Source organism: Roseovarius sp. AK1035, from assembly GCF_003288315.1.
Classification (GTDB): domain Bacteria; phylum Pseudomonadota; class Alphaproteobacteria; order Rhodobacterales; family Rhodobacteraceae; genus Roseovarius; species Roseovarius mucosus_A.
Genome location: NZ_CP030099.1, coordinates 3,254,227 through 3,271,116, shown reverse-complemented (window position 1 = coordinate 3,271,116; position 16,890 = coordinate 3,254,227). Strand labels below are relative to the sequence as shown.

Here is a 16,890-nt window from a genome sequence, read left to right as displayed (position 1 = left end):
TCGGCTGCCATTCAAAGAAGGAAAGTTCCATGTTTGCCGTCGAAGTTCGCGATCACATCATGATCGCCCATTCCCTGCCCAATCCAGTGTTCGGCCCTGCGCAGGGGGTGCATGGTGCGACCTTCGTGGTCGATGCCGCGTTTTACACTGAAGATATTGATGCGCACGGGCTGGTTGTGGACATTGGCCTTGCCTCTGACGCTCTGGCGCGGGTGTTGGCCCCGTTGCGCTATGGCAATCTGGATGACAAGCCAGAATTCAAAGGCAAGTTCACCACCACCGAATTTTTGTGTCATCACATCTGGACCGGCCTGCGTGACATTGCCCGGTCCGAGGGGTTGGGCGATGCGGGGCGGTTGCGGCGCATCCGGGTGAAGCTGCATGAAAGCCATATGGCGCGCGGCTGGTACGAGGCGGATATCTGAGATGGGGTTTGCCCCCGAATGGCTGGCGCTGCGGGAACCGGCGGACAGGGCGGCGCGGGATGCGGCGCTGTTGGCTCGGGCGGTGGCGCTGGCCGATGGGGCGGTGCTTGATCTGGGGTGCGGCACGGGATCGACCCTGCGCGCCTTTGCCGGAGAGCGGGCGACGGGCGCGGGCTGGCGGCTGTTTGATCATGACGCGGATTTGTTGGCGCGGGCCGCAGCCTGGCATCCTGAGGCGGTGATCCATCAGGGGGATCTGGCCAGGGTGGAGGATCTGCCGCTTGAAGGTGTAGGTATGGTGACCGCGTCGGCGCTGTTTGATCTGGTGTCGCGGGCGTGGGTCGAGCGATTTGCAGCACGGTTGGCGGGGGCTGGCACTGCGCTTTATGCGGCGCTGAGCTATGACGGGGTGATGCGCTGGCATCCCGAAGACCCTGATGACGCGATCGTGACGACGCGTTTCAACGCCCACCAGAGGGGCGACAAGGGCTTTGGTCCTGCGCTTGGGCCTGAGGCGGCAAAGGTGATGGCGGCGGTCTTTGAGGCGCTTGGCTATGAGGTGCATTATGCACCGAGCCCGTGGCGGCTGGGGCCGCAAGATGCGGAAATGCAGCATCTTTTGCTGGCGGGCATTGCGCAGGCGGCGGGCGAGGCGGGGTTTGCCGGGGCCGAGGCATGGCATGGGCGGCGCGCGCAAGTTCTTGCCGATGGTTGGGCCGAAATCGGCCATATTGACCTTTTGGCGCTGCCTCCGGGGCTGGTTCAACGGGCATGACATTTTTGAAAAGCCGTCTATCTCTGATATGCACACGATAAAGGCGCGCCCGAGTGGCGCGTGTTCAACCATGGCGAAACGCCGAGACGTAATGCAAAACGGAGACCCGGATGCAAAGTGCTGATGTCACCCCCAAGGTCTGGGAGCATATTTTGGCTGCGCGCGCGGGGCAGGCGTGTTTATGCTGTGGAGACTGGGCACCGGGCGAGCGTGCGGCGATGGCGCTCTATGGCTCGATGATGGCCGCGCCCGGCACGCCGCAGGTCGTGGCGCAGATCGGACAATCGCTGGATGGTCGGGTGGCCACGGTCACGGGGGACGCGGCGGATGTGTCGGGGCCGGATGGGTTGGCGCATCTGCACCGGATGCGGGCGCTGGTGGATGCGGTGATCGTGGGGGTCAAGACGGCGTTGCATGACAACCCGCGCCTGACGGTGCGGCTTGTGTCGGGGCAAAACCCGGCGCGGGTGGTGATTGATCCCTCGGGGCGGCTGCCCAATGACGCGCGGCTGTTCGCAGAGGATGGCACGCGGCGCATCGTCATTCAGGAGGTGGACAAGCCCCGTCCCGCCGGTGTCGAGGTCATTCAATTGCCGCGGAGTGACTGGATTTCACCCCCCGCCATTGTAAGCGCCCTGCGCAAGGTGGGCCTGCATCATCTGATGGTTGAAGGTGGGGCGATCACTATTGCGCGATTTATCGAGGCAGATTTGCTGGCGCGGCTGCATGTGGCGGTGGCGCCGCTCTTGATCGGGGCGGGACCGCAAGGATTGACGACGCGGCCCGTGGCACGGTTGGCGCAGGCGCGGCGGCCGGAAACGCAGGTTTATGGGTTGGGCACGGATGTGCTTTTTGATTGCGTCATGGGCGCGCGGGTGGCGGCAGAGGTCTGGCCCCACGCGCGCCAACCCGCTGTGCGGCTGGGGTGAGCGGCGTGTCTGAGGGCGCGCGCGCGCTCTGGATTGTGGCACCGGGGCAGGCGGAGGTGCGGCCTGTCACGGTTGCGCCCGGCGCGGATGAGGTTGTGATCGAAACGCTATACACCGGCATCAGCCGGGGGACCGAGCGGCTGGTCTTGGACGGCCGGGTGCCTGAGAGCGAGCATGGCACGATGCGCGCGCCCTTGCAGGAGGGAGAGTTTCCCTATCCGGTCAAATATGGGTACTGCGCCGTGGGGCGCGTGACCGGCGGGGCTGCGGCGGGGCAGGTGGTGTTCGTGCTGCACCCCCATCAGACGCGCTTTGCCTGTCCGGCGCAGATGGCGGTGCCAGTGCCCGAGGGCGTGCCGCCGGGGCGTGCGGTGCTGGCCGCCAATATGGAAACCGCGCTCAATATCCTGTGGGATGCGCAGATCGCTGCCGGGGACCGGGTGGCGGTTGTGGGCGCAGGCACGGTGGGGGCGTTGGTTGGATATCTTGCAGCGCGGGTGCCGGGCACAGAGGTGACCTTGATTGATCGCGACGCGGCGCGGGGGCCGTTGGCTGAGGCGTTTGGCTGTGGCTTTGCGGCACCGGAGCAGGCGGTGGGCCGCGCGGATGTGGTGATCCATGCGACGGCCAGCGCGGCGGGATTGGCCACAGCGATCCGCCTTGCCGGGATTGAGGCGCGGGTGGTTGAGGCCAGTTGGTATGGCAGCGGCGATATTCCCGTGGCGCTTGGCGGGGCATTTCATCAGCGGCGGTTGCAGGTTGTCTCGTCGCAGGTGGGGCGAATTCCGGCGAGCCATGCGGCGCGGTGGGATTACCGGCGGCGGATGGAGGTTGCGCTGCGACTGCTGGCCGATCCGGTGCTGGATGCGTTGATTTCGGGGGAAACGCGGTTTGATGATCTGCCGCGCGCCTATGCGGGGATCTTGGCGGCGGCGGGGACGCTGTGCCATCGGGTGCGCTATGGCGACTGAGGAGGGGCGCGACATCGCCTTTGCCGTGCCGGGTGATCCGGGGTTGACGACGGGCGGCTATCTTTATGATCGGCGGTTGGGAGAGGCGCTGGTTGCGCGGGGTCTCAGGCTGCGGCATCTGCGGCTGGGCGATAGTTTTCCGCATCCCGATGCGCGGGATATGGCGGATGCCTTGGCGCAGCTTTCGGCGTTGCCGCGTGATTGCCCGGCCTTGGTGGATGGGCTGGCGTATGGTGCGCTGGACCCTGAGGGGGTGGCGCGGTTGGCGGCACCCATGGTGGCGCTGGTGCATCATCCGCTGGCGCTGGAGCCGGGGTTGAGTGCGGCGCAGGCTGCGGATATGGCGGTGCGCGAGCGGGCCAATCTGGGCCGGGCGCGGCATATCGTGGTGACGAGCGGGCATATCGCAGGCCTTTTGCGCGAGGCCTATGGTGTGGCCCCAGAGCGGATCAGCGTGGCGCGACCGGGGTTTGTGGCGCCCCGAGCCAACGCAATGCCCGATGTGCCGCCACTGATCCTGTCGGTGGGATTGCTCGCGCGGCGCAAGGGGCACGATGTGCTGTTGCGGGCCTTGGCGCGGATTGCCGATCTGGACTGGCGGGCGGTGATTGTCGGGCGCTTGCATGAGCCCGAGACGGTCGCAGAGTTGCGGGGGCTGCGCGATGTCTTGGGGCTGGTGGAGCGGGTCGAGATTGCGGGGGAGGTATCGCAATCGGATCTGGACGCGCTTTATGGGCGGGCGACGGTCTTTGCACTGGCGACGCGCTATGAAGGCTATGGCATCGTGTTTGACGAGGCGATGGGCCACGGCTTGCCGATCGTGAGCACGCAGGCGGGGGCGGTGCCAGATACCGTTGCCGCCGGTGCGGGAATTTTGGTGCGCCCCGAGGATGACGCGGCCTTTGCAGAGGCGCTGCGGCGGATGCTGAGTGAGCCTGCGTTGCGGGCGGGTTGTGCCTGCGCGGCGCGGAAGGCGGCGCAGGGTTTGGGCGATTGGGCGGCGGCGGCAGAGGTTGTGGCGGCGGCGCTCAACCGCCCTTAGACATCGGCGGAGTAGTCGAGCACGCGTTCGCGGTGTTTGCCGCGCATATCCGAGGGCGTGACACCGTAGAATTTCTTGAAGGCGGTGGCGAGTGTGCCGGTCGAGCCAAAGCCGGTGGCGGTGGCGATGTCGATCAGCGGCAATTTCGTGCTCTGGATCAGGTGATGGGCGCGACGCACGCGCAATTGCTTGTAATAATGCCCCGGTGAGGTTTCAAATACCGCGCGAAAGCGGCGTTCGAGACAGCGTTGCGAGGTGTCCACCTCATCGGCGATTTCCGCGATGGAGAGTGGATCGGTCAGATTGTCCTCCATGATGGCGAGCGCGTCTGACACGGCCTTGTCGTAGAATTTGTGAAACGCTTCGGGGGCGAAGGGCTGAGTGCTGGAGCTGGTGCGGATTTCCGGCAAGAGCAGGTGGCGGCCAATCTCGGTGATGTCGGACACGGGCAGATCACGGGCCAGAAGGCCAATCACAAGCTCTGCTGTGGCGCCGCGTCCCGCGGCCGTGATGATGCCGTTGGAAAATTCTGACAGGTTTTCCGTAAGGCGCGGTTGATCTTGGGTCTCGCGCAGCACCACGGCATCGGCCCAATGGGTTGTAACCGCGCCCGTCTCGATCTGGGTGCGGGCGATGAAGGTGGTGGAGGCATCCGCCAAGAGAATGACCGAGCGCCCGAGCCGCCGCATGCTGCGGATGCGGGCCATCCAGACGGCGGGATCGGCGGTTTTCGACGCGATGACAATCAGGAAATCGGCCATGCAGTGATCGGGGATCACCGGCTCTGCGCGCACGAGACAAACGCCGTTACCCTGAACGAGCCCCGGTCGGTCTGAGATGATCCGCCAGCCAAAATGCGCGGAGCCATGTACCATATTGGCGGTTTGCAGGGTGTGAATGACCGACGCAAGTTCGAGATCGCAGAATTTTCGCTGCACAAAGATTTCAAAGAGAACCTTTGGGTCCTCATGGGTGACAACGGGGCGTGGCGTCTGGTTGGTCATGGCGATTCTATAGACTGGAACGTGCGGGATAAAAACCTTGATTGAATGCGCGGCAGGATCAAGCGCTTGTTACAGGTGGGACATCGGGGCTGTTGCGCGGGGCGGTGCTCGTGTATTCTGCGCGGGAGAACGAACCGGGAAACGGCGTATGAGCAGGATCATTGGCATAGGGCTAGCGCTTGCGCTGGTGATGGGCGGCGCGGCTGTGCGGGCGCAGGAGAGCGTGTTTAGCGGTTTGGCGCGGCTGGAGGCGAACGCCAGCAGCATTACGGACAGCCGCCGCGGGGTGGAGGTGACCTTGAGCCTGTCGCAGGGAGTGCCCTATCGCGTCTATACGCTTGATGCGCCGCCGCGTCTGGTGCTTGATTTTCAAGAGGTGGATTGGCAGGGCATCGGGGCTGAGGATCTGATCGCTGGCGCGCGCGTCAAAGGCTTGCGGCTGGGACAGATTCGGCCGGGCTGGTCGCGCATGGTGGCCGATCTGGACGCGCCTTATCCGCTGGAGCAGGCGGGGTTGGAGATTGACCGCGTGAGCGGGCGGGCGACGTTGAAGGTTGCCCTTGGGGCGGCGGATGCCGAGCGGTTTGCCGCCACTGCGGGCACGCCTGCGTTGCCCGGCTGGGACCTGCCCGATCCCAAGGATGCGCTGGCGGCGGTGCCGGTGGGGGTGCCGGGCGAGGGGCCGCTGGTGGTGGTCCTTGATCCGGGCCATGGCGGCATTGATCCCGGAGCCCAAGAGGGAGAGCTGACCGAAAAGGCGCTGATGCTGCAGTTTGCGCAGGAATTGCGCGATGAATTGCTGCGCGCTGGCGGATTTGAGGTGGTGCTGACGCGCGAGCGTGACGAATTCGTGAGCCTTGAGCGGCGGGTCGCCCTCGCGCATTGGGCCGGGGCGGATGTGTTCTTGTCGCTGCACGCGGATGCGCTGTCGGGGGCGCAGGCGCGGGGGCTGTCGGTTTATACCCTGTCCGAGAGCGCCTCGGACAAGGCCAGTGCGGCGCTTGCCGAACGGCACAATCGTGCCGATATGCTGGCGGGTGTGGACCTGAGCGGTAAGGATGATGTGGTGGCAGATGTGCTGATGGATCTGGCGCGGGTCGAGACGCAGCCGCGCACCGCGCATCTGGCCCAAGCCTTGATCGAGAGCTTTGCCGCGCATGAGTTGCCGCTTTTGTCGCGCCCCCTGCGGGAGGCGGGGTTTTCGGTGCTGAAAGCCCCTGATATTCCATCTGTTTTGATCGAATTGGGGTTTCTGTCTAGCCCGCGTGATCTGGCGCGGTTGCGCGATGAGGAAGGGCGGGCCCGGATCGCCGCAGCGCTGCGCGCGGCGCTGACTGCCTGGCGCGACGCTGATGCGGCGCGCGCGGGATTGGTGCGGCAATGAGGGGGGCGCGCGGCGATACCCGGCGGACAGTGACGCGACGCTTGGCCCATTCCCTTTTGACCCTGAGGCCCACTAGGCCTATACCCGGCGCAGCAAGCATGCGGGGGCCCTTGTGATACGTGCGATTCTCAGCCTTTTTGGGACTGTGTTCAGTTTGATCACGCTGGTTGTGGTGGTGATCGGCCTGAGCATTGGTGCCGTGCTGCATATCTATGGTCAGGATTTGCCGAGCCATGAGAGCCTTGCCAATTACACGCCGCCGACCATCAGCCGGATTTATTCGGGCGAGGGGCGGATCATCGACGAATTCGCGCGCGAGCGGCGGTTGTTCACGCCCGCTGAGGATATTCCTGATCTGGTAAAGCAGGCGTTCATCAGCGCGGAGGACAAGAATTTCTACACCCATGGCGGCTATGACGCCGTGGGTATCGCCTCGGCTATCGTGGATGCGGTGAAGTCGCGGGGGCGCAATGTACGCGGTGCCTCGACCATCACGCAGCAGGTGATGAAGAACTTCCTGCTATCCGGCGACCGGCAGATGGAGCGCAAGATCAAGGAGATTATCCTTGCCACGCGGATTGAGGAAACTCTGAGCAAGGATGATATCCTTGAACTCTATCTCAACGAGATTTTTCTGGGTCAGAACAGCTATGGCGTGACTGCCGCGGCACAGACCTATTTCAACAAGACCCTCACGGACCTTGCGCCGCATGAGGCCGCCACCATCGCCGCGATGCCGAAAGCCCCGAGTGATTATCATCCGGTGCGCGAGAAAGAGCGGTTGCTGGAACGGCGCAATTTCGTGCTGCGCGAGATGTGGGAGAACGGGTATCTGACGCAGGCCGCCTATGAGGAGGAGCGGGCCGCACCGCTGCGCTCTGTGCAGAATGGGGATTTTCCGCCGTTCAGCGCCGAATTGCCGCCGCGTGATTATTTCACCGATGAAATCCGACGGCAGCTGAGCCTTGATTTCGGTGAGGGCGAATTTTTTAGCGGCGGTTTGTCTGTGCGCGCGACCATTGATCCCGAATTGCAGGTTCATGCCGCGCGGGCGTTGCGGCGGCAGTTGGAAAATTATGACCGGGGGCAAGGACGGTGGCGCGGCACGGGCGAGAGCCTGCCCGCCGAGGCGTTGGGGGATGAGGCCGCTTGGCGAGCGGCGCTGGCAAGCGTCAGCGTGGCCCGGGATGTGGATCTGGATGGGGTCTGGCATCCGGCGGTAGTGCTGGGCATCGGCGATCAGGCAATGCAGGTGGGCATTGAGGGCGTCGACGGCGTGCAGGAGGTGCCGCGCAGCGATATCAAATGGTTGCCCGGCGATTTCGAGGCGACCTTTGATCTGGGCGATGTGGTGCATGTGCGCGCCGTGACCCAGGAGGGGACCTTTGTGAATTGGTCGTTGCGGCAGGTGCCTGAGGTGCAGGGCGGCTTTGTTGCAATGGATGTGAACACGGGCCGCGTGATTTCCATGCAGGGCGGGTTTTCCTATCAGGCTTCGGTCTTTAACCGCACGACGCAGGCGTTGCGGCAGCCGGGATCGTCGTTCAAGCCGTTTGTGTATGCGGCCGCGCTGGACAGCGGCTATTCGCCCGCCACCATCGTGATCGACGCGCCGATTGAGATCAACACGCCGCAGGGCCTGTGGAGGCCACGGAATTCGTCGAACAAGTTTTACGGCCCCACGCCGTTGCGCACAGGCATCGAACAGTCGCGGAACCTTATGACCATCCGTCTGGCGCAAGAGGTGGGAATGGATGTGGTCGCGGATTATGCCGAGCGCTTTGGCGTTTATGAAAACATGGGCCGGTTTCTGGCCAATTCGCTGGGGTCCGAAGAGACCACGCTTTATAATATGGTTGCGGCCTATGCGATGTTTGCCAATGGCGGCGAGCGGGTGCGCCCAACGCTGGTTGACCGCGTGCAGGACCGCTATGGCAAGACCGTCTATCGCCATGATCAGCGCGATTGCGTCGATTGCGGTGATGCCGGAATCCCTGCGGATCGCGGCCCGCGCATCGTGTCGGATCGGGAGCGGGTGATGAATGCGGTCACGGCCTATCAGCTGACCTCGATGCTCAAAGGGGTGGTGGATCGCGGCACGGCGTCGGGGGCCATCAACCTGCCGGTGCCGGTGGCGGGCAAGACCGGCACCACCAATGACGCGCGCGATGTGTGGTTCGTGGGCTTTACCAGCAATATCGCGGCAGGCTGTTACATTGGCCATGACCAGCCTCGGGGTCTTGGACGGTCGGCCTATGGCTCGTCGCTGTGCGGGCCGGTGTTTCAGGATTTCATGGTCGAGGCTGTGAAGAAATATGGCGGTGGTCCGTTCGAAGTGCCACCCGGCGGGCATTTCATCAAGATCGACCGGTTCACTGGCGCGCGGCTGCCAGATACTGCCGAGGGCGACAATGTGGTGGCCGAATATTTCCGCGACGGCGAAGAGCCGGTGTTTGGCGTGGCCTATGACGGGGGCTTTGCCATGGGCAATGACCTTGAGCTGTTCAGTGCGGGCGAACGCGAGCAGGTTCAGGAGGTTACGACCTCGACCGGCGAAAAGGCGCGGGTGGGGGGCAAGGCCAGTTTCGGGTCTATGAGTTCGGGCGGGCTTTACTAGGCTTCGGGCTCTCTTGCCCGGCCCGGCGCGCTGCGCTATCACCCGCACCTGACCAGACAAGGACATTCCGATGCGCGCAGAAACCCAGAACCTCGTGGCTGAGATCGAAAAGTCGTTGGAGCTCTTGCGGCAGCGGCTGGGGTGGGAGACGGCCCGCCACCGGCTGGAGGAATTCAACGCGCGTGTCGAAGATCCCACGCTTTGGGATGATCCCGCGCGGGCGCAGACACTGATGCGCGAGCGGCAGGCACTGGTGGATGCGCTGGAGACCCATGACGGCATCAAGAACGAGCTAGAGGATAATCTTGGGCTGATCGAGCTGGGCGAGGCTGAAAGTGACGCCGAGGTCGTGGGCGAGGCCGAGGCCGCGATCAAGGCGCTGGCCAAGGTGGCCGCCGCCAAGGAGTTGGAGGCGCTGCTGGATGGTGAGGCGGATTCCAACGATACGTTTCTGGAGATCAACGCGGGCGCTGGCGGCACCGAGAGCTGCGACTGGGCGTCGATGCTGGCGCGGATGTATGTTCGCTGGGCGGAAAAGCGTGGCTATACGGTCGAACTGCAATCGGAATCGGCGGGCGACGAGGCGGGGATCAAATCCGCTGCCTATAAAATCAGCGGTCACAATGCCTATGGGTGGCTGAAATCCGAATCGGGCGTGCATCGTCTGGTGCGGATTTCGCCGTTTGATTCGGCCGCCAAGCGGCACACATCGTTTTCGTCGGTCTGGGTTTACCCGGTGGTGGATGACAATATCGAGATCGAGGTGAACCCGTCTGATATTCGCATCGACACCTATCGTTCGTCTGGCGCGGGTGGGCAGCACGTGAACACCACCGACTCGGCGGTGCGGATCACGCATATGCCCACGGGTATTGTTGTGACGAGCAGCCAGAAATCGCAGCATCAGAACCGCGACATCGCCATGAAGGCGCTGAAATCGCGGCTTTACCAGTTGGAATTGGACCGGCGCAACGCGGCCATCAACGAAGCCCATGATGCCAAGGGCGATGCGGGCTGGGGCAATCAGATCCGGTCGTATGTGTTGCAGCCCTATCAGATGGTCAAGGATCTGCGCACCGGTGTTGAAACATCGGACACCAAAGGTGTGCTGGATGGTGATCTGGATGAATTCATGGCCGCCACGCTGGCGATGAATGTGAGTGGCAAGAGCCGGGCCGAGGCGCAGGGGGGTGATTGACCCGTGCGGGTCGGCCTGCGTAGGGTATGGTCCGGGCAAATAAGTAGGGAATCCGGGGGGCATCGCTGCTTTGCCGCTTTTATCCGCCGGGATGACCCATTAGATACGAAGCTGAAATTCCCGGGGACGACAACCGACCCCCGAGAAAGGGAGAAATTGAAATGCTGAACAATATTGGCCTTCCGGGGCTTCTTCTGATCGCGGTGGTGGTGCTGGTGCTTTTTGGGCGCGGCAAGATTTCGTCGCTCATGGGTGAAGTGGGCAAGGGTATCACCTCTTTCAAAAAGGGCGTGGCCGAGGGCACCAAGGAACTGGATGACACCAGCAAAGAGTCTGCTGAGACCGCGCGCGACGTGACCCCGACCGAAGACAAAGACAAGGTCTGATCCTTAAATGTTCGATCTTGGCTGGACGGAGCTTTTGCTTATCGGCATCGTGGCCTTGATCGTGGTGGGCCCCAAGGACCTGCCGGGAATGTTTCGGGCTGTGGGGAATTTTGTGGGCAAGGCCAAGGGCATGGCCCGCGAATTCAGCCGTGCTATGAATGATGCCGCCGATCAATCCGGCGTTGGCGACATTCAAAAAACCTTTAAATCCGCCGCAAACCCGATGAAGACCGCGATGGATGAGGTGCGCAAGACGACGGACAGCGTCACGCGCGATCTGAACGATGTGACCAAGCCCACGCTGAGCGCCGAACAGCAAGCCTCGGCCGAAAAGGGCCGCGCCGCCACCGCTGAGATGGCAGAGGCGCGCAAGGCTGCGAAAGCCGAGGCTGAGGTCGCACCGGACAAGGTGGCGTCCAAGCCCAAGGCCGCCGCGAAGCCCAAGGCTGCGCCGAAAGGGAAGACGTCCAAGCCAGAGGACGAAGCATGACCCCGCGCGACGAGATCGAGGACAGCAGTGCGCCGCTGATCGAGCATCTGGCCGAGCTGCGCACCCGGCTGATCCGGTCGGTGATCGCGTTTATCATCGGGATCTGTTTGGCCTTTGCCGTGGCCGAGCCGATTTTGCAATTCCTGCTTGAGCCGATCGAGGCGACATTGCGCGAATTGGGCGACCCGTCGCCCACGATGCAATATACCAGCCCGCAGGAATATCTCTTTACGTTGTTCCGCATTTCGATGGTGTTCGGCTTTGCGCTGGCTTTTCCGGTGATCGGGTTCCAGATGTGGCGCTTTGTGGCGCCGGGGCTTTATAAGCAGGAAAAGAACGCGTTTTTGCCGTTCATGATCGCGTCGCCGATGATGTTCCTGTTGGGGGCATCCTTTGCGCATTTGGTGGTGACGCCTCTTGCGATGGCGTTCTTTCTTGGCTTTGCCGATGTGCCCTCGATCATCGCCGATCTGATGACGGGATTGGTTGGGCCAGAGGTGGTGCCGGGTGCGGCGGTGGCCCCTGAGGCTACGGGCATTCGCATCACCTTTTTTGGTAAGGTCAACGAAAGCCTTGATATCACGCTGAAATTCATCATCGCCTTTGGGCTTTGCTTTCAATTGCCGGTCTTGCTGACGCTGATGGGGAAAGCGGGGCTGGTGAGTGCGATTGGTCTGAAATCGGTGCGCAAATATGCCGTGATCGGTATCCTTGTTCTGGCCGCGCTGGTGACGCCGCCTGATGTGGTGACGCAACTGATCCTTTTCGTGGTGGTTTACGGCCTGTACGAGATTTCAATCCAACTGGTGACGTGGGTTGAGAAAAAGCGTGAGGCGGAATTGCGTGCGCAGGGGCTGTGGTTTGACGAGGAAGAGGCGGCGGATGCTGCTGAGGCCGACGCGTCCGAGGAAAAAGGCAAGAATTGAATGAGTGATCCGTTGGACCGTATCGCCGCCGCGCTGGAGCGGATGGCCCCGGCACCGCTTTCGGCCCCTGATTTCGATACTGCGGATGCCTTTGTCTGGCATGTCAGCCCGGATAGGTTGGAGCCGGTGCGCCACGTGAGCCGGGTCGATATGGGCCTTTTGGTGGGGGTGGATCGGTCGCGCGATACGCTGTTGCAAAACACGCTGCAATTCGCGCGGGGGCTTCCCGCCAATAACGCCCTCTTGTGGGGCGCGCGGGGCATGGGAAAATCCAGCCTTGTGAAAGCGGTGCATGCGGCGGTTCGGGCAGAGGGCCTGCCGCTCAAGATCGTGGAATTGCAGCGCGAAGACTTGCCGTCGGTCAGCCGGTTGCTGAACCTCTTGCGCGGTGCGCAAACCCGGTTCTTGCTGTTTTGTGATGACCTCAGTTTTTCCCATGACGATCAGCATTACAAATCGCTCAAGGCGGTTCTGGATGGCGGGATCGAGGGGCGGCCAGACAATGTGGTATTTTATGCCACGTCAAACCGCCGGCACCTGATGCCCCGCGACATGATCGAGAATGAGCGGTCATCGGCGATCAACCCGTCTGAGGCGGTCGAGGAAAAGGTGTCTTTGTCGGATCGGTTCGGGCTTTGGCTTGGGTTCCATGCCTGCGATCAGGATCAGTATCTGGCGATGATCCGGGGCTATTGCGATGCCTACGGTGTCGAGATTGACGAAGACACGCTGCGCGCTGAGGCGATTGAATGGCAGGCCACGCGCGGCGCGCGCTCGGGTCGGGTGGCGTGGCAATACTTCACCGATTTGGCGGGGCGGCGGGGCGTCAGCGTCGCCTAGGGGCGGGATGCCGTGCCTGCTGCGCCTCAGGAATAGGCGATCATCCGACCGCAGAGCAGGACGGCGATCCACAGGCAAAGCGACAGTATGGCCGCCGCGCATTGGCGGGGGCGTGACAGGGCCAGCGGATGCAGATGCAAGGCCGCGTTCATCAAAGCCGCGACCAGAAGTACGATTTTCCAGCGGAACCAGCTATTTGCCACATAGTCCGACGCTTGTGCCGCAAAAAGCAGGCTGCCGCAGGCAAGCGCGAGACAGAGTCCGCCAATCGCATAGACGCGCAGCATCCTGATCGCGCGCAGATCGCCGCGCAAGAGCCGGACATCCATGGGCACGACGGCCCCGATCAACAGGGCCAGACCAAGGATATGACCCGCATTCACCAGCGGATATGTCCAGCGCGAGGCCCGCAGGGCCTGAGCGAAGGGCTGGGCCTCAAGCGTTGCCGCCCAATCCATCAAAGGCGTTCGGGGTACAGCTCAAAGAGCGCGCCTGAAAGCTCGATCGCCTCGGCCTTGACCAGACGCTCCTTGGGATCAGCGGCGCGTTTGCCAATGATCTTTATGTCCGTGCCGGGGGCAAGCATGGCGTCAGTCAGACCGGCGCGTTCGTTGCGCCACGGCTGGCCGACCTCGGCCTTCCAGATCTCGCCCTCTGCGTCGATGGTCAAGACGCCATGCGGATTGCCCAAGCGTGCCTCGGTGATGAGGCCCCGCAATTCGAACCGCCCATCGTCGGTCCAGCGCCAGCCGTGATGGGCGATGGCGGGCCGGGCAAAGAGGAGCGCGGGTAGGCCAAGCGCGATGAAACGGCGTGTCAGGGTCATAGCGGTCTCCTTTCGTGCTGTGCCAAGTAGGTGGGGGCGCGACAGGGCCAGGTCAAATGAATTTTGCCTGACCATCTTGCGGCGCGGTTCTGTACGGGCGGCGATGTGCCGAGGACGGGCAGGGCGATTGTTGCATGTTCGCGCTCTGTTCACAAAATTACCTTGGAAGCGGCGCGGCTCTCGCCTATGTGTGGGGAATGGTGATCCGGGGGGTCAGAATGGCCGATCTGAAATATATCGAGGTGCGCGGGGCGCGCGAGCATAACCTCAAGAATATCGACGTGGATATTCCACGCGATCAGCTGGTGGTGATCACCGGGCTGTCGGGCTCTGGCAAATCCAGCCTCGCCTTTGACACGATCTATGCCGAGGGGCAGCGGCGCTATGTCGAATCCCTGAGCGCCTATGCGCGGCAGTTCCTTGACATGATGGAAAAGCCGGATGTGGATCATATCAGCGGTCTGAGCCCGGCGATTTCGATTGAGCAAAAGACGACAAGCAAGAATCCCCGTTCGACCGTGGGCACGGTGACGGAGATTTACGACTATCTCCGGCTGCTTTTTGCGCGCGTCGGCACGCCCTATTCGCCCGCCACCGGCCTGCCCATCGAGGCGCAACAGGTGCAGGATATGGTGGACCGGGTGATGGCGATGGAGGAGGGGACGCGCGCCTATCTGCTGGCCCCTATCGTGCGCGACCGCAAGGGCGAGTATCGCAAGGAATTTCTGGAACTGCGCAAATCCGGGTTTCAGCGGGTCAAGGTCGACGGGCAGTTCTACGAATTGGATGAACCGCCCACGCTCGACAAGAAATTCCGCCATGACATTGATGTTGTGGTGGACCGGCTGGTGGTCAAAGACGGGTTGCAGACGCGGCTTGCGGATAGTTTCCGCACGGCGCTTGATCTGGCGGATGGCATTGCCGTGCTGGAAACCGCGCCCAAGGAGGGTGACCCGGAGCGGATGATCTTTTCCGAGAAATTCGCCTGTCCGGTCAGTGGCTTTACCATTCCGGAAATCGAGCCGCGGCTTTTTTCGTTCAACGCGCCCTTTGGGGCCTGTCCCGAGTGTGACGGGTTGGGGGCGGAGCTGTTCTTTGACGAGCGGTTGGTGGTGCCCGATGAGGCGCTGAAGCTGGCGGATGGGGCGATTGCACCCTGGCGCAAGGGCAAGAGCCCCTATTTCACGCAGACCATCAATTCCATTGCCAAACATTACGAATTTGACCGCAATAGCCCATGGAAAGACCTGCCTGCGCATGTGAAGCAGGTGTTCTTGCACGGGTCTGGCGAGGAAGAGATCGGATTTCGCTATGATGAGGGCGGGCGTGTCTATCAGGTGAGCCGGGTGTTCGAGGGCGTCATTCCCAATATGGAACGCCGCTATCGTGAGACCGATTCAAGCTGGGTGCGCGAGGAATTCGAGCGCTATCAGAACAACCGCCCTTGCGGGGCCTGCGGTGGCTATCGCCTGCGGGCCGAGGCGCTGGCGGTGCGGATTGCGGGCCTGCATGTGGGCCAAGTGGTGCAGATGTCGATCCGCGAGGCACTGGAGTGGTGCCGCACGGTGCCGGATCATCTGGGCAAGCAGAAAAACGAGATTGCGCGCGCCATTCTCAAGGAAATCCGCGAGCGGTTGGGGTTTCTCAACAACGTGGGGCTGGATTACCTGACGTTGAGCCGCAACGCGGGCACGCTGTCGGGTGGCGAAAGCCAGCGCATTCGGCTGGCCAGCCAGATCGGCAGCGGGTTGACGGGCGTGCTTTATGTGCTGGATGAGCCGTCGATTGGCCTGCATCAGCGCGACAATGGGCGACTGTTGGAAACCCTGCGCAATCTGCGGGATCAGGGCAATACGGTGATCGTGGTCGAGCATGACGAAGAGGCCATTCGCACCGCTGACTACGTGTTTGACATTGGCCCCGGTGCCGGGGTGCATGGGGGCCGGGTGGTGAGCCATGGCACACCTGACGCGGTGGCGGCTGATCCTGCGTCGCTGACCGGGCAATACCTGTCTGGCGCGCGCGAGATTGCGGTGCCCGAGGTACGGCGCAAGGGCAACAAGAAGAAGCTGACGGTTGTCAAGGCGACGGGCAACAACCTCAAGGAGGTGACGGCGACCTTTCCGCTGGGGCAGTTTGTTTGTGTGTCGGGCGTGTCGGGTGGGGGAAAATCGACGCTGACGATTGAGACGCTGTTCAAGACCGCTTCGATGCGTCTGAACGGCGCGCGGCAGACGCCCGCGCCCTGTGAGACGATCAAGGGGCTGGAGCATCTCGACAAGGTGATCGACATTGATCAGCGGCCCATTGGGCGCACGCCGCGTTCGAACCCCGCAACCTACACGGGGGCGTTTACACCGATCCGCGATTGGTTCGCCGGTCTGCCCGAGGCCAAGGCGCGCGGCTATAAGCCGGGGCGTTTTAGCTTTAACGTCAAGGGCGGGCGCTGCGAGGCCTGTCAGGGTGATGGTCTGATCAAGATCGAGATGCATTTCCTGCCGGATGTCTATGTGGAATGCGAGACCTGCAAGGGCGCGCGCTATAACCGCGAGACGCTGGAAATCCGCTTTAAGGGCAAGAGTATAGCGGACGTTCTTGATATGACGGTGGAAGAGGCGCAGGAGTTTTTCAAGGCGGTGCCGAGCATCCGTGAAAAGATGGATGCGCTGATGCGCGTGGGGCTTGGCTATATCAAGGTGGGCCAGCAGGCGACGACCCTTTCGGGGGGCGAGGCGCAGCGGGTGAAGCTGTCGAAAGAGCTGGCCAAGCGGTCCACGGGCCGCACGCTCTATATTCTTGACGAGCCGACGACGGGGCTGCATTTCGAGGATGTGAACAAGCTGTTGGAAGTGCTGCATGAATTGGTCGATCAGGGCAATTCGGTCATTGTGATCGAGCATAACCTTGATGTGATCAAGACGGCCGACCACATCATCGACATTGGCCCTGAGGGCGGCGATGGCGGCGGCGAGATTGTGGCGGTGGGCACGCCGGAAGAGGTGGCCGAAGAGCCGCGCAGCCATACCGGGCGCTATCTCAAGGAGATATTGGCGGCGCGGCGCGTGGCTGCGGAATAG

At 62.6% G+C, this 16,890-nt stretch carries 16 protein-coding genes; 13 read left to right on the top strand and 3 right to left on the bottom strand.

Annotated features, from left to right (window positions below; genetic code table 11):
• Positions 1-29: 29 nt before the first annotated feature.
• The 5 genes from RAK1035_RS15620 (at position 30) to RAK1035_RS15600 (ending at position 4,142) form a co-directional block, all read left to right on the top strand.
• Positions 30-425 (top strand): 6-pyruvoyl trahydropterin synthase family protein, encoded by a 396-nt coding sequence (locus RAK1035_RS15620; protein ID WP_008281093.1) that lies wholly within the window; start codon positions 30-32, stop codon positions 423-425.
• Between the two features lies 1 nt (position 426).
• The gene (locus tag RAK1035_RS15615) at positions 427-1,200 is read left to right on the top strand and encodes a hypothetical protein (RefSeq protein ID WP_008281092.1); all 774 of its coding nucleotides are present in this window, start codon (positions 427-429) and stop codon (positions 1,198-1,200) included.
• 110 nt (positions 1,201-1,310) lie between these two features.
• Positions 1,311-2,129 carry a RibD family protein gene (locus RAK1035_RS15610; protein WP_008281091.1) on the top strand — a complete coding sequence of 273 codons (819 nt, stop codon included), beginning with the start codon at positions 1,311-1,313 and terminating at the stop codon, positions 2,127-2,129.
• Positions 2,130-2,134: 5 nt separating this feature from the next.
• Entirely contained in the window at positions 2,135-3,100 is a 966-nt protein-coding gene (locus RAK1035_RS15605; protein WP_037297749.1) for a zinc-dependent alcohol dehydrogenase, read from the top strand.
• Positions 3,090-4,142: a glycosyltransferase family 4 protein gene (locus RAK1035_RS15600; protein WP_008281089.1), complete on the top strand. Its 1,053-nt coding sequence runs from the start codon at positions 3,090-3,092 to the stop codon at positions 4,140-4,142. Before RAK1035_RS15605 ends, RAK1035_RS15600 begins: the two co-directional genes overlap by 11 nt.
• Here RAK1035_RS15600 and RAK1035_RS15595 read toward each other — a convergent pair.
• Complete coding sequence (locus tag RAK1035_RS15595; protein ID WP_008281088.1) at positions 4,139-5,146, bottom strand: GlxA family transcriptional regulator; 1,008 nt, start codon at positions 5,144-5,146, stop codon at positions 4,139-4,141. The genes RAK1035_RS15600 and RAK1035_RS15595 overlap by 4 nt on opposite strands.
• Positions 5,147-5,294: 148 nt before the next feature.
• Between RAK1035_RS15595 and RAK1035_RS15590 the strand changes: the two genes are divergently transcribed.
• The 7 genes from RAK1035_RS15590 to RAK1035_RS15560 all read left to right on the top strand — a co-directional run bounded on the left by RAK1035_RS15590 (position 5,295) and on the right by RAK1035_RS15560 (position 12,987).
• Positions 5,295-6,530: an N-acetylmuramoyl-L-alanine amidase gene (locus RAK1035_RS15590; RefSeq protein ID WP_008281087.1), complete on the top strand. Its 1,236-nt coding sequence runs from the start codon at positions 5,295-5,297 to the stop codon at positions 6,528-6,530.
• A 112-nt stretch (positions 6,531-6,642) separates the two neighbouring features.
• Positions 6,643-9,147, top strand: coding sequence for a penicillin-binding protein 1A (locus RAK1035_RS15585; RefSeq protein WP_037297660.1), 2,505 nt, complete (start codon positions 6,643-6,645; stop codon positions 9,145-9,147).
• Between the two features lie 70 nt (positions 9,148-9,217).
• On the top strand, positions 9,218-10,345 hold the full coding sequence (gene prfB / locus RAK1035_RS15580; RefSeq protein ID WP_008281085.1) for a peptide chain release factor 2: 1,128 nt from the start codon (positions 9,218-9,220) through the stop codon (positions 10,343-10,345).
• A 161-nt stretch (positions 10,346-10,506) separates the two neighbouring features.
• Complete coding sequence (locus RAK1035_RS15575) at positions 10,507-10,731, top strand: twin-arginine translocase TatA/TatE family subunit (RefSeq protein ID WP_008281084.1); 225 nt, start codon at positions 10,507-10,509, stop codon at positions 10,729-10,731.
• A gap of 7 nt (positions 10,732-10,738) precedes the next feature.
• Entirely contained in the window at positions 10,739-11,221 is a 483-nt protein-coding gene (tatB, locus tag RAK1035_RS15570; protein ID WP_008281083.1) for a Sec-independent protein translocase protein TatB, read from the top strand.
• The gene (tatC, locus tag RAK1035_RS15565; protein ID WP_008281082.1) at positions 11,218-12,147 is read left to right on the top strand and encodes a twin-arginine translocase subunit TatC; all 930 of its coding nucleotides are present in this window, start codon (positions 11,218-11,220) and stop codon (positions 12,145-12,147) included. The genes tatB and tatC overlap by 4 nt, the downstream gene beginning before the upstream one ends.
• Positions 12,148-12,987 carry an ATP-binding protein gene (locus RAK1035_RS15560; RefSeq protein WP_008281081.1) on the top strand — a complete coding sequence of 280 codons (840 nt, stop codon included), beginning with the start codon at positions 12,148-12,150 and terminating at the stop codon, positions 12,985-12,987. It abuts the gene before it with no gap.
• Between the two features lie 26 nt (positions 12,988-13,013).
• Here the strand turns inward: RAK1035_RS15560 and RAK1035_RS15555 are convergent, their stop codons facing one another.
• Positions 13,014-13,445, bottom strand: a complete 432-nt coding sequence (locus RAK1035_RS15555; protein WP_008281080.1) for a hypothetical protein — start codon at positions 13,443-13,445, stop codon at positions 13,014-13,016.
• Positions 13,445-13,813: a DUF6152 family protein gene (locus RAK1035_RS15550; protein ID WP_008281079.1), complete on the bottom strand. Its 369-nt coding sequence runs from the start codon at positions 13,811-13,813 to the stop codon at positions 13,445-13,447. The genes RAK1035_RS15555 and RAK1035_RS15550 overlap by 1 nt, the downstream gene beginning before the upstream one ends.
• 218 nt (positions 13,814-14,031) lie before the next feature.
• Between RAK1035_RS15550 and uvrA the strand changes: the two genes are divergently transcribed.
• The gene (uvrA, locus tag RAK1035_RS15545; protein ID WP_008281078.1) at positions 14,032-16,890 is read left to right on the top strand and encodes an excinuclease ABC subunit UvrA; all 2,859 of its coding nucleotides are present in this window, start codon (positions 14,032-14,034) and stop codon (positions 16,888-16,890) included.